This window comes from Shewanella sp. FJAT-52076 (assembly GCF_019457455.1).
Classification (GTDB): Bacteria; Pseudomonadota; Gammaproteobacteria; order Enterobacterales; family Shewanellaceae; genus Shewanella; species Shewanella zhangzhouensis.
Window position 1 is genome coordinate 4256440 of the sequence record NZ_CP080415.1, and the last position, 22522, is coordinate 4278961.

Annotated in this window: 22 protein-coding genes; 5 read left to right on the forward strand and 17 right to left on the reverse strand. The window is 55.1% G+C overall.

Annotation, left to right across the window (positions count from 1 at the left end; all coding sequences use genetic code 11):
* Positions 1 to 38: 38 nt before the first annotated feature.
* Entirely contained in the window at positions 39 to 1373 is a 1335-nt protein-coding gene (locus K0H79_RS18915) for a coproporphyrinogen III oxidase family protein (protein WP_220066153.1), read from the reverse strand.
* A gap of 369 nt (positions 1374 to 1742) precedes the next feature.
* Between K0H79_RS18915 and K0H79_RS18920 the strand changes: the two genes are divergently transcribed.
* The gene (locus tag K0H79_RS18920) at positions 1743 to 2177 is read left to right on the forward strand and encodes a MarR family winged helix-turn-helix transcriptional regulator (RefSeq protein ID WP_258405439.1); all 435 of its coding nucleotides are present in this window, start codon (positions 1743 to 1745) and stop codon (positions 2175 to 2177) included.
* Between the two features lie 270 nt (positions 2178 to 2447).
* Complete coding sequence (locus K0H79_RS18925) at positions 2448 to 2870, forward strand: organic hydroperoxide resistance protein (protein WP_220076874.1); 423 nt, start codon at positions 2448 to 2450, stop codon at positions 2868 to 2870.
* 163 nt (positions 2871 to 3033) lie between these two features.
* Here the strand turns inward: K0H79_RS18925 and K0H79_RS18930 are convergent, their stop codons facing one another.
* The 14 genes from K0H79_RS18930 to K0H79_RS18995 form a co-directional block, all read right to left on the reverse strand.
* Complete coding sequence (locus K0H79_RS18930; RefSeq protein WP_220076875.1) at positions 3034 to 3750, reverse strand: DUF2971 domain-containing protein; 717 nt, start codon at positions 3748 to 3750, stop codon at positions 3034 to 3036.
* An 88-nt stretch (positions 3751 to 3838) separates the two neighbouring features.
* A complete protein-coding gene (locus K0H79_RS18935; RefSeq protein WP_220076876.1) occupies positions 3839 to 4171 on the reverse strand; it encodes a hypothetical protein in 333 nt (110 codons plus the stop codon).
* Positions 4172 to 4688: 517 nt separating this feature from the next.
* Complete coding sequence (locus K0H79_RS18940; protein ID WP_220076877.1) at positions 4689 to 5660, reverse strand: formate dehydrogenase subunit gamma; 972 nt, start codon at positions 5658 to 5660, stop codon at positions 4689 to 4691.
* A 45-nt stretch (positions 5661 to 5705) separates the two neighbouring features.
* Positions 5706 to 6275, reverse strand: coding sequence for a formate dehydrogenase FDH3 subunit beta (gene fdh3B / locus K0H79_RS18945; protein WP_220066158.1), 570 nt, complete (start codon positions 6273 to 6275; stop codon positions 5706 to 5708).
* 27 nt (positions 6276 to 6302) lie between these two features.
* On the reverse strand, positions 6303 to 9155 hold the full coding sequence (locus tag K0H79_RS18950) for a molybdopterin-dependent oxidoreductase (RefSeq protein WP_220076878.1): 2853 nt from the start codon (positions 9153 to 9155) through the stop codon (positions 6303 to 6305).
* Positions 9156 to 9167: 12 nt separating this feature from the next.
* A complete protein-coding gene (locus K0H79_RS18955; protein WP_220066160.1) occupies positions 9168 to 9362 on the reverse strand; it encodes a formate dehydrogenase in 195 nt (64 codons plus the stop codon).
* A 581-nt stretch (positions 9363 to 9943) separates the two neighbouring features.
* On the reverse strand, positions 9944 to 10960 hold the full coding sequence (locus K0H79_RS18960) for a formate dehydrogenase subunit gamma (protein ID WP_220066161.1): 1017 nt from the start codon (positions 10958 to 10960) through the stop codon (positions 9944 to 9946).
* Between the two features lie 59 nt (positions 10961 to 11019).
* Positions 11020 to 11616, reverse strand: coding sequence for a formate dehydrogenase FDH3 subunit beta (gene fdh3B / locus K0H79_RS18965; RefSeq protein WP_220066162.1), 597 nt, complete (start codon positions 11614 to 11616; stop codon positions 11020 to 11022).
* Positions 11617 to 11643: 27 nt separating this feature from the next.
* Positions 11644 to 14493, reverse strand: coding sequence for a formate dehydrogenase subunit alpha (locus K0H79_RS18970; RefSeq protein WP_220066163.1), 2850 nt, complete (start codon positions 14491 to 14493; stop codon positions 11644 to 11646).
* A 30-nt stretch (positions 14494 to 14523) separates the two neighbouring features.
* Positions 14524 to 14718, reverse strand: a complete 195-nt coding sequence (locus K0H79_RS18975; protein ID WP_220066164.1) for a twin-arginine translocation signal domain-containing protein — start codon at positions 14716 to 14718, stop codon at positions 14524 to 14526.
* 90 nt (positions 14719 to 14808) lie between these two features.
* Positions 14809 to 15474 (reverse strand): molecular chaperone, encoded by a 666-nt coding sequence (locus tag K0H79_RS18980; protein ID WP_220066165.1) that lies wholly within the window; start codon positions 15472 to 15474, stop codon positions 14809 to 14811.
* A 10-nt stretch (positions 15475 to 15484) separates the two neighbouring features.
* Entirely contained in the window at positions 15485 to 17149 is a 1665-nt protein-coding gene (locus K0H79_RS18985; RefSeq protein ID WP_220076879.1) for a 4Fe-4S binding protein, read from the reverse strand.
* Positions 17150 to 17282: 133 nt separating this feature from the next.
* Positions 17283 to 17921, reverse strand: a complete 639-nt coding sequence (locus K0H79_RS18990; protein ID WP_220076880.1) for a DUF3306 domain-containing protein — start codon at positions 17919 to 17921, stop codon at positions 17283 to 17285.
* Positions 17921 to 18385, reverse strand: a complete 465-nt coding sequence (locus K0H79_RS18995) for a DUF3305 domain-containing protein (protein ID WP_220076881.1) — start codon at positions 18383 to 18385, stop codon at positions 17921 to 17923. The genes K0H79_RS18990 and K0H79_RS18995 overlap by 1 nt, the downstream gene beginning before the upstream one ends.
* A gap of 278 nt (positions 18386 to 18663) precedes the next feature.
* Here K0H79_RS18995 and K0H79_RS19000 point away from each other — a divergent pair, with 278 nt between their 5' ends.
* Both K0H79_RS19000 and K0H79_RS19005 read left to right on the forward strand, forming a co-directional pair.
* Entirely contained in the window at positions 18664 to 19536 is an 873-nt protein-coding gene (locus tag K0H79_RS19000) for a formate dehydrogenase accessory sulfurtransferase FdhD (protein WP_220076882.1), read from the forward strand.
* The gene (locus tag K0H79_RS19005) at positions 19536 to 20444 is read left to right on the forward strand and encodes a helix-turn-helix transcriptional regulator (protein ID WP_220066170.1); all 909 of its coding nucleotides are present in this window, start codon (positions 19536 to 19538) and stop codon (positions 20442 to 20444) included. Before K0H79_RS19000 ends, K0H79_RS19005 begins: the two co-directional genes overlap by 1 nt.
* Here the strand turns inward: K0H79_RS19005 and rlmF are convergent, their stop codons facing one another.
* Positions 20445 to 21386 carry a 23S rRNA (adenine(1618)-N(6))-methyltransferase RlmF gene (rlmF, locus tag K0H79_RS19010; RefSeq protein WP_258405440.1) on the reverse strand — a complete coding sequence of 314 codons (942 nt, stop codon included), beginning with the start codon at positions 21384 to 21386 and terminating at the stop codon, positions 20445 to 20447.
* A 40-nt stretch (positions 21387 to 21426) separates the two neighbouring features.
* On the reverse strand, positions 21427 to 21795 hold the full coding sequence (locus tag K0H79_RS19015; RefSeq protein ID WP_408733402.1) for a flagellar basal body-associated protein FliL: 369 nt from the start codon (positions 21793 to 21795) through the stop codon (positions 21427 to 21429).
* Positions 21796 to 21938: 143 nt separating this feature from the next.
* Between K0H79_RS19015 and K0H79_RS19020 the strand changes: the two genes are divergently transcribed.
* Positions 21939 to 22502 (forward strand): chorismate lyase, encoded by a 564-nt coding sequence (locus K0H79_RS19020; RefSeq protein WP_220076884.1) that lies wholly within the window; start codon positions 21939 to 21941, stop codon positions 22500 to 22502.
* The last annotated feature ends 20 nt before the right edge of the window (positions 22503 to 22522 follow it).

Here is a 22522-nt window from a genome sequence, read left to right on the forward strand (position 1 = left end):
ATTGAATGCCGCTAACCTCCTACAGGTACAAGCACGCCTTACATATCGCAATTCTTCAGCGGCTTGCGCAGCTGTGCCCGGACGTTATCCATGCCGGAGTAAAACTCTTTCATCATTAAGAGGCCCATCAGGTTGCCGTTGTCGGTCACCAGGAGTTCCTCGGGGTTGGCGGGGTCGTTTTTCAGGGCGCCGATCAGTTTCATGGCGGCCATTTCCTTAAACAATGCGGTATCGAGATTCACCCCAAAGGTGTCGCGGAAATACTGGCGCGACAGCCTGCCTGAGAAGAGCCCCAACAAAAAGCGGTACTGCATGATGGCCTTGGTGTCGTAGCGTTTTTGCTGCTCAACGCTCATCTTGCCCGCCTCGATGCGCTCCTGATATTTGCGCAGCGAGAAGGTGTTCACATACAGGGTGTCACCGAGGAAGCTGAACGAGCCCGAGCCTACGCCTAGGTATTCATCATAATCAATCACGTACTCGTCAAAGCCTTCGTCGTTGGCCTTGCCGAATGCCCAGCTCGACAGCTGGTTGTACTGGCCACGCAAACTGGTGAGGATTTGGCTGTACTGACGGGCCAGATCCGCCTGTGGCGCCGCCAGCTTGCCCTTCACGCTCTTGCGGGTCTGGTGGGTGATCATCAGCGGATAGGTGGTGATCTGCCGGGGGTCGAGGCGACGGGCCATGTCGAGATCCCGCTGGATCACTTCTTCCGTCTGGCCACGGAAACCAAAAATCAAATCCACGTTGATGATGGGGAACAGCTCCTTGGCCGCCTGAATACGGTCAAAGGTTTGCAGCCCCGAGCCAAACTTCTCGAAGCGGTCGGTCATCTTGAGAATGCCGTCATCGAAGCTCTGCACCCCAATGGACATGCGGTCCACCAGCCCCTTGAGCTGACGGAACTCTGGGCTTGCTAGGTGGCGTGGGTCAGACTCGCAGGAGACTTCCTTAATGGACGGGAACAGCAGCCGCGCATGCTCAATGGTGCGGGCCAGCTCGTCTTCCAGCACGGTGGTAGTGCCGCCACCTATGTACATGGATTCGAAGTCATAGCCGAGCTCCTTGGCCATGGTCATCTCTTTGCGCAGTGAAATGAAATAGGCGCGCGCCTTATCCTCTTTAAAGGTAAAGCGGTGGAAGGTGCAGTAAGAGCAGAGGGTATGGCAAAAGGGCACGTGGGCATACAGCATGTACTTTTTGCCGGGCACTGGTGCGGGCATGGTATCGACCGACAGGGTATCGAGCCGCAGGTTGCGATCAACATAGAAGTTCATCACCCGCTCAGCGGTGCCCAGCAGCCATGCCGGCAGAGTAATATCGACTTGCGCCTGATGGGCGGCGGGAATGGCTAAGGTTGAACTGCTGGTCATAGGGCTTCCTGTCAAAGATTATCTGAAATGGATCTTTTTGAAAAACAAAGAAAACATTTCGAGTTTGCTATCCATAGCCTACCCATTTAGACATAGGTAAAATGTGAACTTCCACCAATTTGGCCGTTCCAGCAAGTTTAGATTACCGTTTTTGTTAAGCAGCGCATATTTTAGCCATTGCGAATACACAGTTCGTTTATCACACGATTACAAGCCGGATACATAACCTTGGCCCGCGAGTCAGCCGCGCACACGGAGGCACAGGGACGACACCGATCATCAATTCTATGCCGCGCCCTGCCCGGACTTTTGCCCGCCCCGGTCGCATTTGCTATAGTGCCGCCAAACAAGTCATTGAAGATAAAAGCCATGCCCAGCCATCAACGCCTGCTTCTGGACAACCAGCTCTGTTTTGCCCTCTACTCCACCTCGCTGGCAATGACCTCTCTCTATAAACCGCTGCTGGAGCCACTGGGCCTGACGTACACCCAGTATCTCATTATGCTGATCCTCTGGGAGCAGGATGGAATGGGCCTCAAGGACATAGCAGAGCGTCTCGGGCAACAATCGGGTGCTCTGACCCCCGTCATCAAGCGCCTGGAGAGCCAGGGTCTGGTACACAGACGCCGCAGCGATGAGGATGAGCGCTCTCTGGTGATTTCCCTGACCGAAGCAGGCAAGGCCATGGAGCAACAGGCCCTTGAGGTCAACCAATGCATCATTAGCCACTGCGGAATGGAAATCCCCGAACTGCAAGCGCTCAAACAGCTGCTGGACGACCTGCGCGACAAACTCGGCAGCTAACCCTGCGATTTCCCAGCCCCTTACCAAGCTGCGACCGCTTCACAATGCTCAACTCCCATCTGCCGCCCCATACGTGATCCAGCTCACATTTCAGGCGTTCTTGCACGTTGCGCCGTCATTTATACTTGCGCACATTTAGTTATCGCGATAACTTTATCATCAAGACGCCGTAATGGCTTTTTATTTCACAGCATAGTTACCGCGATAACTATTATTGAAATAACAAAGCTAAACGAACGCAACCAGACACCTATTTAACGAGGAATACTTATGAACGCACTGTACAATACCAGCGCCACTTCTATCGGTGGACGTGAAGGAAAATCCGCATCCGACGATGGTCGCCTGAGTGTCAGACTCAGCACACCCAAGGCCCTGGGTGGCAATGACGGTCCGGGCACCAATCCAGAGCAGCTGTTTGCCGCCGGTTATTCCGCCTGCTTTATCGGCGCACTCAAATTTGTCGCCGGCCAGGACAAACTGCGACTGCCAAACGAACCCGAGGTTACGGCTAAGGTCGGCATAGGTGCCAACCCCAAGGGCGTGGGCTTCGCCATCTCGGTGGAGCTGGGCGTCAAGCTTGCAGGTCTGGAGCAGACCCAGGCCCAAGCCCTGATTGAAAAGGCGCACCAGGTATGCCCCTACTCCAACGCCACTCGCGGTAACGTGGATGTGACCCTGACTCTTATCTGATCAAAATAAGGGACGGGTGCAACACTTCTCAGCCCGTCCCCTTATCACACACTGCGCCAGAAAAGAGCCCAGCGGCAATGAAACACCGCCCTTATAGTTCCAAAGCAAAGCCATGGGAAAGCACGATGTGCAGCCTCTCCCACCATTTTGCTCAAGAGTTCCTCTACCCACGATGCCGTGAAACATAATCTTGTTGCGTCATTTTAACCTCGGCACATTGCGGGCAATAATCTTCACTCCTAACTCTATCTCTCATATAAACCCTCCTGTTACGAGACACGACTTTTATGCCATCAATTAGCCCTTGCTCACCCATAACTTGGATTGCCAAATCTGGCTTACATAGCGATAAAATATGAATCAACATATCTACTTTTGATTTTTCAGCTCTGCTTCCAAATGTCACAGATTTGATATGAATGGGCAAAAACTTGTCATCCACATCAAGTAGACATCGGCTTTCCGCCTCATACTTCCAAGGCTTCTCTTTATAAATGAGAATTTCTTCCGCATTTTTTCTGGTGATATGCTTCTCAGTTATCAATGGCTTTTTGACGTATGAGACCTTATGTATTTGCTGATCATCAATTAACTGAAACTCTATAACACATCCCCTTGCCCCATCTGCATAATGAGACCACATCAGAGGGTGATCTTTCTCTCGACTAAAACAGACTATACGGAACGTTTTAATTAAATCATCCCACTCTTGTTCTTTATCCTTTGGGATCGTTCCGTCAATCTTAACCACACCTTCCATTGGGTCATTTAATTCGTAATGAAGAGCAGCATACAATCTTTCCCTGAGAATCAAATCCAGTAGAAACTCAAAATTATGTAGTGACTTATACTTGTAGAAGGTTTGTTGATTATTAGTCATACGATAATCCATCTAAAGGCTATTAGTTTTGCCGACACGGGCGAACTGCATAGCACAAGCCCAACCGTAGGCGACATACGCGGCCTTGTTATAGAGTAGTGAGCGGAAGATCTTGCCAAACGTCTTCGTACTCGTGAGCAACCAAAAATCTATAACCTGGTGGCAATGATAAATACTGCTCAATTTCAGGCAGATACTCCAATATGTGGCCAACATGCAGAGGCTTGAAAAAGTCTGCATCGTCAGACATTTCTTCGCCACACCAAATGTACCAACCACAGGTCCCATTTTCTGGATTGCGCCGCAATCCATTAATTGGAAGCTTCCCGATAGTTTCGATCGCAATCCCCAGCTTTTCCCTTTCTTTGGGAGGAAAAGGAATAGCATTGAACCTTTTATATATTTCAATTTTGCTTGGCACAGCATCACCTATGACTTGCTATATTTGCTTCGTGCACATGCACACAAATGTCACAACATACTGTTTTTAAATTCGATTTTTAAAACTTACCAAAATCCATCTTGGGTGAAAAGCGCACTCGTTCAGGATTTTAAGTAAAAGCCAATCACAACCTCACTCAAAACATGGCAAGCCTTCGTAAAGCACCACTCCTCCCCCGAAGCGGCCGAAGGGGATTGGTTCAAATGCCGTGGGCGAGGCAAGGACGCCGAGCCAGCGCCAGTCGAATCAAGGATGAGCGTCTGGCGCGTCAGGCAATTTGAAGCAAATCACCGAGGGGCTTTCCGCTTCGTAGGGAGTCGCAGGGGGATTGGATAAGGGGGCCAGTCGAAACGGCCCCCTTTCCCCGGGTGTGGGCGGGACGCCCACGACCTTTTGCCAAGCGCAGCTTGGCTCAGTCAACTCAAAGCAGCCCCGTTGCTGCAAGCAACAAAAAGCCCCGCAATTGCGGGGCTTTTCAGTATTAAAGGTTAAGGAATTAGTCCTTATACTTCAGAGAACCATTAGCCTTGATTTCATCAAACCACAAATTGTGGTGCTGCGTTGCCCAGTTCTCATCACAATAACCCGACACCATACACTCCATGCCGCCTTCTGACATCACGGTCGCCATAAAGATGTGTACTATGGAGAAGGCACAAATAATGATGGCGCTGATGCCGTGCAGGATCAGAGCGGTGAGGCTTAAGGTACGACTTGGCTCAAACAGGTTGGGGAACAACAGCAACATGCCGGAGGCCGAGATCACCAGTCCGAACAGGGCAAAGGTCCAGAACCACATTTTTTCACCGGCGTTGGCAAAGCCCGCGTCGGGGTGCTGGTTTTTGAAGGGGCCAAAGTTGATATAGCCACCCACCACCATAAACCACTTGATGTCGTACATTTTCGGCAGCTGATTTTTGGCCCACATCAGGGTCATCAGCGCCCAGCCAATCATAAAGGGAATGGCCATGACATCGTGCACCTGCTTGGCGGCATACACCAGGCCGGCCCATACGCCTTCACCCAACCAGGGTTGGAAGAAGAAGCGGCCTGCCAGCAGTACCAAACCCGTGAGGATAAGCAGCAGGCAGGGGATGGCCCCCAACCAGTGAATGCTCACGTCCAGCTTGGACCAGCGGTACACCATCTTGCCCGAAAAACCGTGGTGCAACTTGGAGATACCATTGACCATGATGAACAGGGCAAACACTACTATCATGCCAAACAACGCCGCCATCAGCCCCGGCGCCAACCAGGTGCCGCGAGCCTCCAGCAGTCTGGGGTCGTAGGTATTGATGGGCTGACCATGAAACTCACTGGTCGAGGTAGTGTAACCCACAGCGCCCTCTTTCAGCTCGGCCCACATCTGGGCATCTCCCAACTGGGCATTGGCATCGGCGGCGTGGCCGAGCCCCATCCCCAGCATGAGAAGCACAGCCACGGCCAGGATTTTGAACCAATTGTTCATTGTTAACCTCCGTTGGGGGCGAACAGACCGCCCCCCTGGCTGTGATTACTTCCAGGCACCGTTGTCGGCACCACGATAGGCCACGCGCTCACGGAAGATGCTGGAAACCACTTCCGCATCACCGGCGAGCAGCGCCTTGGTGGCACAGAGCTCGGCACACATGGGCAGTTTGCCTTCGGCGAGGCGGTTGCTGCCGTACTTCTGACGCTCGGCGTCGGAGAAGTTCTCTTCCGGGCCACCGGCACAGAAGGTGCACTTATCCATTTTACCGCGGCTGCCGAAGGCACCCTTTTTAGGGAACTGGGGCGCGCCAAACGGACAGGCGTACAGGCAGTAGCCACAGCCGATACAGGTGTCCTTGTCGTGCAGCACTATGCCATCGTCGGTTTTGTAGAAGCAGTTGGCCGGACACACCGCCATACAGGGGGCGTCGGAGCAGTGCATGCACGCGACCGAAATGGAGCTTTCGCCGGGTTCACCATCACGGATGGTAACGACGCGTCGGCGCTGGATACCCCACTCGAGGGCGGAATCGTTTTCGTTTTTACAGGCGGTGACGCAGCCGTTGCACTCGATGCAGCGCTTGGTGTCACACAAAAATTTCATTGTAGCCATAATGACTTATCTCCTCGATTACCGCGCTCAGGCCTTGACTATCTGACACAGGCTCGACTTGGTTTCCTGCATTTGAGTCACAGGGTCGTAGCCATAGGTCAGGGCCGTATTGGCGGATTCACCGATGACGTAGGGCACGGTGCCTTCCGGATAGTTGGGGGCCAAACTCTCGCCATGCATCACACCGGCGAAGTGGTAAGGCATAAAGGTCACGCCGGGTTTCACTCTGGGTGTCACCAGTGCCTTGATGAGGATGCGGCCACCCTCTGGGCCTTCCAGCCAGACATTGTCATTGTTGCGAATACCCCGGTCGGCAGCGTCGCCCGGGTTGATTTCCACAAACATCTCCTGCTGCAGCTCGGCCAGCCAAGGGTTGGAGCGGGATTCTTCGCCGCCACCCTCGTACTCCACCAAACGACCGGAGGTGAGCACCAGCGGATAGCTGCCGCTGAAGTCTTTTTCCTGAATCGACTTGTACAGGGTAGGCAGACGGTGCACCTGCATGTCGTCGTAGGTGGGGTACTTGGCCACCAGATCGCGACGGGCAGTGTACAGCGGCTCACGGTGCACAGGCACGGCATCGGGGAAGGTCCACACCACACAGCGGGCACGGGCATTACCGAAAGGAATACAGCCGTGCTTGATGGCAACACGCACGATGCCGCCGGACAGATCCGTCTTCCAGTTCCTGCCTTCGGCCTCAGCTTTTTCGGCCGCGGTCAGGTCGTCCCACCAGCCCAGTTGCTTGAGCATGTCGGCGGTAAATTCAGGGTAACCGTCTTCAATCTCAGCCCCCTTGGAGAACGAGCCCTCGGCCAGCAGGTTTTGACCCTGATACTCAACGCCATAACGGGCGCGGAAGTTACCGCCGCCGTCTTTCACATGTTTGCTTGTGTTATAGAGAATTTGGGTGCCTGGGTGTTTCATCTCGGGCGTACCCCAACATGGCCATGGCAGACCGTAGGTTTCGCCCTTGCATGGGCCGCCTTCGGCTTCGAGGCTCTTCTGCGAGAAGGTGCCCCAGTTCATGGTGTGGGCCTTGATACGCTCTGGGCTCTGGCCTGTCATACCGATGGTCCACATGCCGCGGTTGATTTCGCGGGTGATGTCTTCAATCAGCGGCACGCCATTTTCTTTGCTGATGCGCTTGGTGTATTGCTCGGCAATACCCAGCTTTTCCGCCAGACGGTACATGATTTCGATGTCGGTCTTGGACTCGAACAGCGGCTCAATAACCTGTTCACGCCACTGGATGGAGCGGCCTGAGTTGGAGATGGAACCACGGGTCTCAAACTGGGTCGCGGCAGGCAGCAGATAGACGCCATCTTTACGGCGGTGCATAACACCGGCCATGGTTGGGAAGGGGTCAACCACAACCACTGTGTCCATCTTGTCCAGTGCATCACGCACTTCGCGCTGACGGGTTTCGGTGTTAACCGACTGCCCCCAGAAAAACGCCAGACGGATATTGTCTTTCTGAGCCAGCTTGGCCTTGTCTTCCAGCACACCGTCGTGCCAGCGGGAGCACGGAATACCGGGGGTGGTCATGGGCTCGCGACCCAGGTAAGTGCCATGGTCGAAACGACCCTTGACCCATTCCAGATCCAGATCCCACACGTGGGTCCAGTGCTGCCAGGCGGCGCTGGTCAGGCCGTAGTAACCGGGCAGGTTGTCAAACAGCAGGCCCAGGTCGGTGGCGCCCTGTACGTTGTCGTGACCACGGAAGATGTTGGTACCACCACCGGAAACGCCCATGTTGCCCAGCGCCAGCTGCAGAATACTGTAGGCACGGGTGTTGGCATTACCCACGTGGTGCTGGGTACCACCCATACACCAAACCACGGTGCCGGGGCGGTTATCGGCCATCAGCTTGGCGGCCTGATAGATGGCCTCTTCAGACACACCTGTGATATCGGCCACTTCTTTTGGCGGGAACTTTTTGGCTTCTTCGCGGATTTTGTCCATGCCAAATACGCGCTGGTCGATAAAGGTTTTGTCTTCCCAGCCGTTTTCAAAAATGTGCCACAACATGCCGTAAATAAAGGGAATATCGGTACCGGGGCGAATGCCCACGTGCAGGTCGGCGTGGGCTGCCGTGCGGGAGAAGCGCGGGTCGACCACGATGATCTTGGCGTTGTTGCGCTCTTTGGCAGTCAGAATGTGCTGCATGGACACAGGGTGCGCCTCGGCAGGGTTGGCGCCGATAAAGAAGATGGCACGGGCATTCTGAATGTCGTTGAAAGAGTTGGTTTGCGCACCATAGCCCCAGGTGTTGGCCACACCGGCTACAGTGGTAGAGTGACAAATACGGGCCGAGTGGTCGACGTTGTTGGTGCCCCACATGGCCGCGAGTTTGCGGTACATATAGCAGCCTTCGTTGGAGAACTTGGCCGATCCCATGAAGTACACAGAATCCGGGCCTGACTCCTGACGAATGCTGAGCATCTTGTCGCCCACTTCGTTAATCGCCTGCTCCCAGCTGATACGTTTCCACTTGCCGCCTTCGAGCTTCATCGGATACTTGAGGCGTTTTTCACCATGGCCGTGCTCACGCAACGCAGCACCCTTGGCACAGTGACCACCGGCGTTGAAGGGGTGATCGAATGCAGGCTCCTGACCGGTCCAGACGCCATTTTGCACTTCGGCATACAGGCCACAACCCACGGCGCAGGCACTGCAAATGGTGCGCTTAATTTCAATCGGCGCATTGTAGGGCACATCTTTGGCCTCGGCGCGGCGCATCATGCCGGTACCAAGCATGGAGGCGGCTGCGATGCCACCGGTGGCAATACCGGCCGTTTTCATAAATTGACGGCGACTCATGCCCAGCGGCTTGGCCTCGACCTTGGCGGCCACGTCTGAGGTACGGGTAAGTTTCATTACAGACTCCTTTTACTCGCCGCGTAAGCTGGCGTAATAACGGCGGACATGCTCTGTCTCGCGATAGCCCTTGGACTGGGCAGACGCAGACTCGAGTGGCTGTGCCACGGCGCTGCCACAAGTGGCCACGGCTACACCGGCAACACTGCCCATGGCCATGGTCTTGAGAAACGCCCGGCGCTCTGCGCTGTTGGGGGTTGTTTTCATATTGACTCCTGAATTGATCAGCCGGGCTGACCCACCCTGTTAACAAAAAGCATGATTATTGTTGTAAAACTCACTTTTATTAGTGAGTTAGGTAATTTGCGCCGCCACTGTAGCCGCGCGCGTGAGACACAGACTTGATCTGGCGCAGTGTTGTGGCCTGGCGCAGTAGTCAGGAATCGCGTTCTGTTAACAGACGCAAGAAATCAACAAAAAAGCGAGCAGGTAACCCTTTGATACAAAAATGCAAAATAGTTAAATTTGTGAATTTTTTGTGGGGCTTGAGAGCCATTAAAAGTCTGTATTGGCTGTGAGATGGATAAGATGGGAGAGCACAGCAGAAATGAGTGGCCAGCGGTTTGATTGGGTGTGAAGTTACACGCGCTCAGCAGGCGTGGTGATATCGCGCCTTGGAGACACAAAAAGGCCCAGTCAACACTGGGCCTTTTTCAACATTGGACTATACATCAGTCCTTGTATTTCAGGCTGCCATTAGCTTTTATTTCGTCGTACCAAATGTTGTGGTGCCGATTGTGCAAAAAGGCCCAGTCAATACTGGGCCTTTTTCAACATTGGACTATACATCAGTCCTTGTATTTCAAGCTGCCATTAGCCTTGATTTCGTCGTACCAAAGGTTGTGGTGTTGAATGGCCCAGTTTTCATCACAGTAACCGGACTTCATACACTCCATACCACCTTCACTGAGCACAGTCGCCATCCAGATGTGGACTATGGTGAAAGCGATAATGATGATGGCACTGATGGCGTGGATCAGCAGGGCCGCCATTGAGGCTTCCCGCGGCAGATCCAGGCCGGGCAACACCAGCATCACCCCGGTCACGCTGATAAACAGACCGAAGATGGTCAGGGTCCAGAACCACATCTTTTCACCGGCATTGGCAAAACCACTGTCGGGGTGCTTGCCCTTGAAGGGGCCGAAGTTGATGTAGCCACCCACCAGCAGGAACCATTTCAGGTCATACAGCTTGAAGGTTTGCAGCGGCATCCACTTCACCACACACACTACCCAGGCCAGCATAAATACAGGCCCGGCAAAGTCGTGCACTGTTTTACTGCCATAGATGAGCGATGCCCACAAACCCGAGCCCACATAAGGTTCGAGCACATGGCGCCCCAGCATGATGGTTAAGCCGGTGAAGATCAGCAACAAACAGGCAATGGCCATCACCCAGTGGATAGTCAGATCCGCCTTGCTCCAACGGGCCACCAGCTTGCCCGAGAAGCCGTGATGCAGCTTCGAGGGGCCGTTGACCAGATAGAACAGCAGGAAGGCACCGAACACACCCACCACGGCAAAGCCCATGACGGGGGTCAGATACTGGTTGCGGACTTCCTTACCCTGATTACCGGCCACGTTGATCAGCACGCCTGCCTCAACGCCCTGGGCGGTGGTATAACCGGATTCACCGGCCTTTACCGCACGCCACAGATCGGCATCGCTGGTTTGCGCTGCCTGTTGTTGACTGGATTGCTCATCGGCGGCCCAGGCACCCGAAACGGATCCCAGCACCAGAGCCATCGCCAACAAGGCCACAGACCAGAGCTGCTGCAGTGACTTGTTAAACGTTTTGGATAACATTTTCACTCCTATAGCGGCAACAGTGCTCAATGATGACGCTCTGTTGCCACAGCTTGGCCTCAGTTAATCTCACCTGTCTGAGGGTTGTAGCCCCAGATCACGTTGGGATTGCCGCGGGCAGCCATACGCTCACGGTAGATGCTGGATACGACATCTGCATCACCGGCGAGCAGGGCCTTGGTGGCGCACAGCTCGGCGCACATGGGCAGCTTGCCTTCGGCGATACGGTTGGCACCGTACTTCTTACGCTCAGCGTCAGAGAAGTTCTCCTCTGGACCACCGGCGCAGAAGGTGCACTTGTCCATCTTGCCGCGACTGCCAAAGGCGGTCTTTTTCGGGAACTGCGGCGCACCGAACGGACAGGCGTAGAAGCAGTAGCCACAACCGATACAGGTATCTTTGTTGTGCAGCACTATACCGTCGTCGGTTTTGTAGAAGCAGTTCGCCGGACACACCGCCATACAGGGCGCGTCGGTACAGTGCATACAGGCAACCGAGATTGAGGCCTCGCCGGGTTCACCATCACGGATGGTGACTACACGGCGACGCTGAATACCCCACTCGAGGGCGGAGTCGTTTTCGTTCTTACAAGCGGTGACACAACCGTTACACTCGATGCAGCGCTTGGTGTCACACAGAAATTTCATGACTGCCATAATGGCTTTCTCCTCATCAAGTTACGGTCAGGCTTTAGTGATTTGGCACAGACTGGACTTGGTTTCCTGCATTTGGGTCACAGGGTCATAACCATAGGTCAGTACAGTGTTGGCAGACTCACCCTGGATGTAAGGCACTGTGCCTTCAGGGTAATTCTTAACCAAGCTCTCACCTTCAAAGATGCCCGCAAAGTGATATGGCATAAAGCATTCACCGGCAATCACCCTTGGGGTCACCATGGCTTTAACGGTGATCACGGCGCCTTCCGGGCCATGAACCTTCACGTCATCACCATCGCGGATACCACGGTCAGCGGCATCACCAGGGTTGATTTCGATAAACATCTCCTGCTGCAGCTCTGCCAGCCATGGGTTGGAGCGGGTCTCTTCACCACCACCTTCGTATTCCACCAAGCGACCAGAGGTCAATGCCAGTGGGAAGTCCTTGGAGAAGTCCTTCTCCTGGATTGACTTGTACAGGGTTGGCAGACGGTGAACCATGCGGTCGTCATAGGTTGGATACTTGGCAACCAAATCACGACGTGGGGTGTACAGCGGCTCACGGTGCAGCGGGATATCGTCCGGGAAGTTCCACACGATACAACGGGCCTTGGCGTTACCGTAAGGAATACAACCGTGCTTGATGGCAACGCGCTGGATACCGCCGGATACGTCGGTCTTCCAGTTCTTGCCTTCGGCGTATTTCTTCTCTTCTTCGGTCAGGTCATCCCACCAGCCGAGCTGCTTGAGCATGTCAGCGGTAAACTCGGGGTAACCGTCCTGAATTTCAGAGCCCTTGGAGTAGGTGCCTTCCGCCAGAATGTTATTGCCTTCATGCTCCACACCGAAGCGGGCACGGAAGTTACCACCACCGAAGCGCACTTCACGGTCGGTACGGTAGAGGATTTGGGTACCGGGATGCTTCATCTCGGCTGTACCCCAACATGGCCATGGCAGACCATAGGTTTCACCCTTGGCTGGGCCACCGGGTGCTTCGAGGCTGTTCACATCGAAGGTACCCCAGTTTTGCTGGTGCATCTTCAGACGCTCAGGGCTCTGGCCTGTGTAACCAATGGTCCACATGCCGCGGTTGAATTCGCGGGTCACATCTTCCACCAGCGGCTCATCACCGTTGACCTGGATGTGCTTACAGAATTCTTTTTCCACGCCCCACTTCTTGGCCAGCTTGTACATGATCACGTGGTCAGGCAGTGATTCGAACAGCGGCTCAATGACCTTATCGCGCCATTGCAGTGAGCGGTTGGAGGCAGTCACAGAACCATAGGTCTCAAACTGGGTGGCGGCAGGCAGCAGATACACACCATCGGTGCGCTGGTGCATAACACCGGCCATGGTTGGGAATGGGTCAACCACTACCACAGTGTCCATCTTGTTCAGTGCTTCACGCACTTCACGGCCACGGGTTTCGGTGTTGACTGACTGGCCCCAGAAGAATGCCAGACGAATGTTGTCTTTCTGGGCAATCTTGGTCTTGTCTTCCAGCACACCATCGTGCCAGCGGGAACAGGGAATACCCGCCGTGGTTTGTGGCTGCTTGCCGAGGTACTCGCCCTGATCGAAGCGGCCGGATACCCAAGCAGGATCCAGATCCCACACATTGCTCCAGTGCGCCCAGGCACCGGAAGTCAGGCCATAGTAGCCAGGCAGGTTGTCGAACAGCAGACCAAAGTCAGTGGCGCCCTGTACGTTATCGTGACCACGGAAAATATTGGTACCGCCACCGGACACGCCCATGTTGCCCAGTGCCAACTGCAGAATACAGTAAGCGCGGGTGTTGGCATTACCTACGTGGTGCTGGGTACCACCCATACACCAAACGATGGTGCCAGGCTTGTGTTCGGCCATCATCTTGGCTACGCGGTACATCTGTGCCTTGGAGACACCCACCACGTGTTCTACTTCTTCCGGCGTCCAGCGCTTCACTTCGTCCTGAATACGTTCCATGCCGTAAACACGTGACTTGATAAAGGCTTCATCGTGCCAGCCGTTTTCGAAGATATGCCACAGCAGACCATAGATGAAGGGGATGTCGGTACCGGGACGGATATGCACGTACTCGTCAGACTTGGCTGCAGTACGGGTGAAACGTGGGTCAACCACAATGATCTTGGCGCCGCGCTCTTTACCGGTGAGCACGTGCTGCATGGCAACAGGGTGCGCTTCGGTTGGGTTGGAGCCGATAAACAGCATGCACTTGGAGTTGCGCATGTCGTTGAAGGAGTTGGTTTGCGCACCATAGCCCCAGGTGTTGGCCACACCGGCTACAGTGGTAGAGTGACAAATACGGGCCGAGTGGTCGACGTTATTGGTGCCCCACATGGCCGCGAGTTTGCGGTACAGATAAGATTGTTCGTTGGAGAACTTGGCCGAACCCATGAAATATACGGAATCGGGGCCGGATTGTTCACGGATGCTGAGCATCTTGTCGCCAATCTCGTTGATGGCCTGATCCCAACTGAGTTTCTTCCACTTGCCGCCTTCAAGTTTCATTGGGTACTTGAGGCGCTTTTCACCGTGGCCGTGTTCACGCAGAGAGGCACCCTTGGCACAGTGGCCGCCCTGGTTGAAGGGGTGGTCGAAAGCCGGTTCCTGACCCGTCCACACGCCATTTTGTACTTCGGCGTAGATACCGCAACCCACAGAGCAGTGAGAGCAGATGGTACGCTTCACTTCGGTAGGGGCATTGTGTGGCACGTCTTTGGCTTCGGCGCGGCGCATCATGCCAGTACCCAGCATGGAGGCGGCGGCGATACCACCGGTGGCAAAACCGGCTGACTTGAGGAACTGACGGCGATTCATGCCGAGGCTGGGCTTTTCTGCCTGACGGGCCTCGGTGGAGGTGCGTGTCAATCGCATCTTAATCTCCTTGGTTAAAGGTTACCTGGCTCAGTTGCGCAGGGTGGCGTAGTAATTGCGGATATGTTCAGTCTCGCGGTACTTGTCGCTTTGCGCTTCTGGTGCGGCTTCGGTTGGGGCTGCAGTAGCGCTGCCGGCCACTGTGGCCGCAGCCACGGCGCCACCACCAATGGCCAGAGCCTTGAGCAGTTCGCGACGACTCATTTCGGAAGCTTGCTTCTTCATGTTGTCTCCTTGTTGTTATCGCACCCGGCCGAGGCCGGGCAGTTTTTTGTGGCGGCTCTCGCCGCCGGTTTCTTGTCCTGCCTGTCGGAATTAATGCACTTCAACCGCTTCCTGACTGGCGGGGGCAATCTCGGCCGAGCCCGGGCAATTTACCGGGATATCCAGGCTCAGCTGTTCAAACTCATTGGCTTCCACGGCAAAAAATGCCTTGGCAAGTTGGGCTACCGTGGCGTAAAAGGCTGAACTCGGCGCTTTGGCCACGGCATCACAGAAGCGGTCTATCCAGCTGCCAATATGGCGCTGATAGAAGGCCAGTTGGCGATAGCCGGGGGCTTCGAGGATAAGCACGCCCATGACTTCACACAGGGCTGCCACGTGATCTTCCGGCTCCTTGACGTTGTCCTCACGCTCAAAGCCCATCTGGGCCAGATCCTGGCGCAGAAGCGCCAGGGGCGTATCCATCAGGGAGCCAGTCATAAACCAGCTGCCATAGGGCAGGATTTCACCGCAGCCCACGCCGAGAAACAGGGCGAAGTACTCGTCTTCCAGCTGCTCCGGAGTGAACTGACCGGCGGCCAACTTGATGGCTGCCCAGGCACGGGTCATGTCGTTATCCTGCTCATCCTCAACTTCCAGGCCCTGTAAAAAGGCCAGCAGTTCGGCTGAAGGGGCACGGCGCAGCAAGGCCGCCAACAACTGGTAAATGTCTGCCCGGAACTGATCGTTTTCTGATACTTGTCGAATAGCTTGGGTCATAGCGCGTCTCTTATCTCAGTTGCTTTTCCGGATCTTGAAGGATGTCTTCAAACATGTCTTTCACGCGGCAATCGCCACACATCTTGAGTCGTTCGATGTTGGCGGAAAATGCCGAGTGCATGCCGACCATATCCAGCATCCGGTGCACCATGGATTGGGTCGCAAAGGGCGCGCCGCAGCGCACACACTCAAAGGGTTTTTCTTCCTTGAGTACCCGCGCCGCCTGGCGGCTTGGGGCATCAAAATTCACCTGGGGCACCAGGCTGATGACCTTCTCTGGGCAGGCGGCTTCACAGAGGCCACACTGCACACAGTTTTGTTCAGTAAACAGCAGCTTGGGCTCATCACCACCGTCCTTGAGGGCAGCAGTGGGACAAATAGCCACACAGGACATACACAGGGTGCAGTTATCTGTGGCGACTGTGACCTTGCCGAAGGGGATGTTGCCCATGGGCATGATGCTGTTGATGTCGGCAGCCTGGCTGTTGAGATGATCAATCGCGGCATACAGGGTGTCGCGCTTACTGCCACCGCCAAAGGCGGCTGGCACGGTCACAGGCCAATCCAGACTGATATCCAGAGCCGGCGTCAGCGCGGCCAGCTCAGCCTCGTCAATCAAACGCACCCGCGCTGGCTGACCCATTTCGGCCAAGATACGGCAGGCCAGTGCGATTTCGCCCTTGAGCATGGCAGTCAAGGTGGGCGCTGTGGCCTGGGTATTCAGCACCAGCACTTCGCGGGCACCCCATGCCAGAGCAGCCAGCCAATGGTCCATGGAGGCCACGGTAATTTCTTCCAGTGCTACCGGCAGTACCTCACCGGGCAAGGTGTCATTGATGAGTCCCGCGCCCTGATTCTGATCGTGGAACAGGATCACCGGGGCTTCGAGGGCCTCGTCTCGAAAACGTGAAACCAGTTTGTTGAGGAAACTGTGCAGGGCCTGGGGGTTGGGCAAATCGTAGCTGATGGCCCCCGTTGGACAGGCATTGGTACAGCTGCCGGCACCGTGACACAGGTAAGGGTCGATTTCGATTTTCTTTTCCACGCTTTGAATGGCATCAGCGGGGCAAAAATTGAGACAGCGGTTACAACCATTAAGCCCATTGCGATTGTGGGCGCACAGGTCGGCATTCACCTTCACATAACGGGGTTTGTCGAATTGGCCGACCAGTTCGGGGATTTTCGCCAACGCCTCAGCCAGTTTGGCTTCGTCCTGGCCAACATGAAAATAGCCCGGTGGCAGCAGTTCCAGCTGAATAGCGGGCTCAATGGACAGGTCGAGCACTATGTCGAAATGGGGGCGGCGAATCGCCACGGTGGACAGCTGTGCCTGGGTGCCATTTTGCTCGACCGTGGCCTGAAACTGCCCCAGAAAGCCCTTGATGGACACCAGCTTGTTGTAATAGCTCTCGACATCGGGGGCAGCATTCATCACCCGCTCGAGGTGTGCTTCGTCCTGACTGGAAATATCGTCGGTGGCCAGAATCACCAGGCTCGCCATGGCAGACAGCTTGTCTGCGGCAAGACGGGCCAAGTCCTCTGCGCCAAGAATAAGGACATGTCCCTCGGTGGAGTAACTCACCGTGGGTGGAATCAGGTTCCCGAGGATCCGGGTTTGGGCCAATACCTGACTGCGAATATCCGCGTGTCTGGCCCTGCGTGTTGTCTCTGTCATGCTCACGTTGCGTTCCTGAACAGTTCTTTGGCTGTTTCTGTACGTAAGGGTCGGTGTTTTTCTGTTTATTTTGCGCAACTTGCGCCACCTGACCGCCCTATTTACAGCAATTCACATACCAGTTTTATGGACATTAAACTCGGTTAAACTGACCCTGAGCGACAGGGTGCTCCGCCTCTGTAACTTCCTCCAGGTCATTTTGGGACAACTGCTCTGGCTCCTCAGGCAAATTGTCCGCCGTATCGGCCAGCACCTCTTCCCCAAGGGCCGATGTTGCGGCGACCTGAGGTTCTTCCTCTTCGGTGGTGGCTTCCATCACATGCCTGAACACCTTTTTCGCCAGCTCCATAGAGGCATCGGCGCTCAGCTTGGGCTGGTTGGAATAGTCGAGTGCATACTCAATCAGGCCATCGATATGGTTGTACTGGGGTTGCTTCCACAAGGCGCGCAGGGCAGCCGTGCGGGTAAGAGGATCCACATCGGTCGACATAAAGCGGGCAAAACTGCCGCCCACCTCGATGGAATCAGGATCCGGCAAGGGCTCAGCGGGCAGCTCGGCATCGGCTTCAGCCTCAGTACTTAAGTCCGCTTGGGTATCCGCCACTTTTGACTCATCGGTGAGCGCAGTGTCAGCCGTCGACACAGCCTCAGGAGCTGTGCTCTCAGCGTTGGTAAGCTCTTGAGTATTCGCAAGCTCAACGGCTTCTTCGGCAGCTACCGCTTCACGCCGGGCTTGCCAGCGTCCCAGAAAACCGCGGGAAGTATCGCTCATCAGGACCTCCTGGCGTTTGCTTCGGCCAGTTCCTTGCGGCGGTTAACGTGTTTGCGGCGGTGGGCGCTGATCTCCACTTCACCGTGGCGGGTGATAAAGGCTTCAATCCAGCAAGCCACGGCTTCGGGCATGGCCATATTCAGCACCGGGGTATCACCTTCCAGACACCCGGCAGCCACGTTTTGATCGGCACTGATGCTGGCCGGCACCCAGGTGCCATCTGCCAACTCATCACACACGATGTAAAGCATGGGGTTATCCATATCCAGATTCAGGCGATAACTCGCGCGTTCGTCCAAATACAGCTCGAGCAGCACCAACTGCCCTTCTCCTTCTCCTTCGCCTGCCTGACTGGCAGGAATAACTGAATCCAGCTCCCAGGTGGTGGAAGTCCATCGTCCCACCTGTTTTTCCACTTTTTTGAGCGACACATACATGGGCCAAACGCTTTGGGTGTGTTGCATCTTCTCATTCCTCTGGGTTGGGTGCGGCCAGGGAGCCCGCACCGGCTCTTAACCCCAGACTGCAAAAAGGGTGCCAGCCGATGGGCTGGAGAAGTTTGAAGTGGATCATCAAATCCTTGGTATTTATAGGACAATTTGTCCCAAGCCGATAATGAAGTGGGACATAACAACACGCTCAACGGAAAATCTGTCGGAAAAACTGCGGTGGCGGATCACAAAATCCGGACGGGTACGATACTTGCTAAGCATCAGGGCAAGTTCTCCCTTTGAGGTTCGCCATGACGGCTGCAAAACCCCACACCCGCTTTATCAAAACCAGTGCCGAGGCCCCCTTAACCATTGCCGTGACTGCAGTGGACGAGACAGGCGCCGTGCTCGACAAGCAGATTGCCTGCGAGCGCCCCCTGACCCTGTATCTTAACTGGCGTCCCATAGTCACCCTGATGACCCTGGGCGCCCGCCCCGAAGCACTGGCACTGGGATACATGAAAAATCAGGGATTTATTAAAGACCTGGCACAATTGGAGTCTGTGATTGTGGATTGGGCGGTCAGCTCGGCAGCCATCATCACCCGTGAGCAAACCGAAGACCTTGATAAAAAGTTATCGGAAAAAACCGTGACCACCGGCTGCGGTCAGGGCACGGTTTATGGCGATCTGATGGCTGGTCTCGACGACATCACACTGCCGGTGCCCAGCCTCAAACAAAGCACCCTTTACGGGCTGCTGCGTAACATCAACGACTACAACGACACTTATAAAAACGCCGGTGCGGTGCACGGCTGCGGCCTGTGTGAAGGTGAGCAGATACGCTCCTTTGTGGAGGACGTGGGTCGTCACAACGCGGTAGACACGCTGGCCGGTGAGATGTGGCTCAAGGGCGAAGTCGGCAGCGACAAGATTTTCTATACCACAGGTCGCCTGACCTCAGAGATGGTGATCAAGGTGGCCAAAATGGGCATTCCCGTGCTGCTGTCACGCAGTGGCGTGACCCAAATGGGGCTGGAACTCGCCCAACAACTCGGAATAACCCTTATCGCCAGAGCGAAAGGTCGGCACTTTTTGGTGTATCACGGCGCCGAGACCATAGATTTTGACGCAACCCCAGGGAAGACAGGACAAGGACAAGGACAAGGACAAGGACAAGGATAATGACCGACGAAGTGCAGCTGGTGTACATGAGCGCCAAACAGGTGGCCGAGTATTTGGACCTCAATGAAAAAAAGGTCTATGCCATGGCCAATGACCGCATCTTGCCCGCCACCAAGGTAACGGGCAAGTGGTTGTTTCCAAAGGTGCTTATTGACAGATGGGTAATGGACTCGTGCCACAGTGGCATGCTCACCGATCGCCTGATTATCACCGGCAGTGACGATCCTCTGTTGTCGATGCTGGTTGCAAGACTCATGGGCAAGGTAGGCAGTCGCGAACTGGTGAGTTACAGCGCCACAGGTTCACGTTTGGGGCTGGAGCTGCTCGCCAAGGGTTACGCCGACGTCTGCACCCTGCACTGGGGCAGCTTTGATGAGCGCAACATCCGCCATACCGGGCTGCTCAAAGGCTATCAAAACCACCAGCAATGGATACTGGTTCACGGCTACAAGCGTGCACAGGGGCTGATAGTGAGGCCGGAAATGCATCACAGGGTGCAGGATCAGACAGAACTCTTTACCCAGCCCCTGCGTTGGGTAAGACGTCAGAATGGTGCCGGCAGCCAGCAGCATCTGGAACATTGGTTGATGACAAGGGGCATAGCCGCCACCGAACTGGATGTGCGTTTTACGGCATTGAGTGAGCGGGAGCTGGCGGGCTACATCGCCCGGGAAGACGCCGATATTGGCTTTGGCTGCCAGGCGGTGGCCAGAGAGAGCGGCCTGGCCTTCGTGCCACTGCTGACCGAGTCCTTTGACTTTGTGATGTCGCAGGGCATCTATTTCCGCCGCCAGTTACAACAACTGCTGGGCATGCTTACCGCACCCGACACCCGCCAGGTCGCGGCCATGCTGGGTGGCTACGACTTAAGTGGTGCCGGGCAACTGCTCTGGTCTCAGGGACAATAATCAGGCAACAGACTCAAAGCGCCAGGCCAGTATCCGGGTGATTTTTTGCCCCTGCTGCATTTCTATCACCTTGATTTCACTGGCGCCGCGCTGCTCCAAACGCCGCTTGCAGGGACGCAGATTATCGTTTTTGGATACCAGCGTCGTAAACCACAGACACAGACCCGGCAGGTGGGCGCTTTCGTCTATCAGACGCAGCAGAAAGCTGCGCTCACCCCCATCGCACCATAGCTCGGCATCCTGACCACCAAAATTGAGTGTCTGTGGCTTGCCTTGCCCACTGACGTGGCGCTGACCACGGCTCCTGGCCAACCCTTCGAGTTTACGGTTAGTACCCGAGGCCGCTTCGGCGGCACTGGCATGAAACGGCGGGTTACAGACACAAGCGGCAAAACGCTCGTTGGTCTGGGTTACGCCGGTCAGAATATGCCTGGCATTACTTTGAAAACGCAGACTAATGAGTTTCTCAAGCTCGGGATTGGCTTTGAGTATGGTCGCCACATTGGTGAGCGAGGCCCTGGCGATGTCCGTTGCCACCACGGCACGGCGGAAACGGCTTGCCGCCAGCAGCGCATAAATACCATTGGCCCCCGTGCCTATATCCAGCAGTGGCAATCCATCGGCGCCCGGCGTTTGCCTGAGCAGGTCTTCAAGATAATGCAGGTAATCTACCCGGCCCGGGATTGGAGGGCACAAGAAGCCCTTGGGTATATCCCAGTGGCTGATGCCATAGTGATGTTTCAATAAGGCACAGTTGAGCGCCTTCACCGCCTCAGGTCGGGCAAAGTCGATGGACAAATTGCCATAGGCATTGGGGCGCACAAAGGGTTTCAGCGGAGGATGACTCGCCACCAGCGCGGGAAAGTCATAGCCATCGCGATGGGCATTGGCAGGATGCAGCCCCTTAGACAGCCCTTTTGATTGGGTCGTTTTTGTGGTCATAACAGAGAAAAACGGCGCCATCCGGCGCCGCCTTTAGCCTTTAATCGTACAGGTAGCGGGTAAAAAGCAGGTTGACTATCAGAGCCTTGCCCGTTTCACCTTCAATGAGTCGGTTAACGGCGGCGTAGCATTCACGGCGAATTTCTTCACGGCCTGTGAGTGACTTTATTTTCTCTTCTGGCTGGTTACCGAGAATTTCGATAATGGCCGCCCTGAGCAGTGGGTCGTGGCGCTCAATTTGAATGAGGTCATCGGGATTTTTCACCATCAGCTCCACGCTGATGCGCACAAAGCCCAGTTTTTTGCGGTTGGAAATATAGTTGGTGACTATTTCCGGCTCAAAGCCGTAATAGGCATATTCTTCCAGTTTTTTTTCCTCTTCTGCCCAGGAGGGCATTCCAAGAGACATCACCAGCAATACCAGCGTGAGTAAGTACTTCATCAAAACCAGAACTCCTTATGGACGAATAAGCCTCAGGTCAGCAACTATCGACCGCCACATCAACATGATAGACTTGGCCCGTTGTAATTTTCTATTGTAGCGAGCAACCCATGAGTGTGACCAGTCTCAGTTTTCCTTACGGTGAATCCATTTGTTGGTATTCGCCGGATGAGCTGGACAGGTTGCCCGACAGTGCCCTTGCCGATTGGCTACTTGCCAGTGGCAGCCTGACGGCCAGATTAAGAGCCCATTGCAGCCAGTTTGAAGTCCGGGTCCTGGGTGAAGCCATGCTGCCAGGCCTGCCCGGTGAACCCCAATTACCCCATACCTGGGTGCGGGAAGTGTTGCTTATCCTCGACGGTACTCCCTGGGTGTTCGCACGAACAATTGTGCCAGAAGCCCTGCTGACCCGCTGCGGAGATGAGTTAACCGCACTGGGAGACAGGCCCCTTGGAGAACTCCTGTTTTCCAGCGACCTCTTCACACCGGGCCGAATCGAAATCGCCGGTTTTCATTCCTGCGGCACCCTGGCTCGCCTCGCCGAGAGCCTGGGACAAAATGTCCATGGTCGTCTTTGGGGCCGTCGTCGCTACTTCGAGCGGGAGGGTGACGAGCTGATTGTCAGCGAAATATTTCTCCCGGCTGCCATGGATTATATCCTCGGACCTCAATAAAAAACGCCCCAAACGGGGCG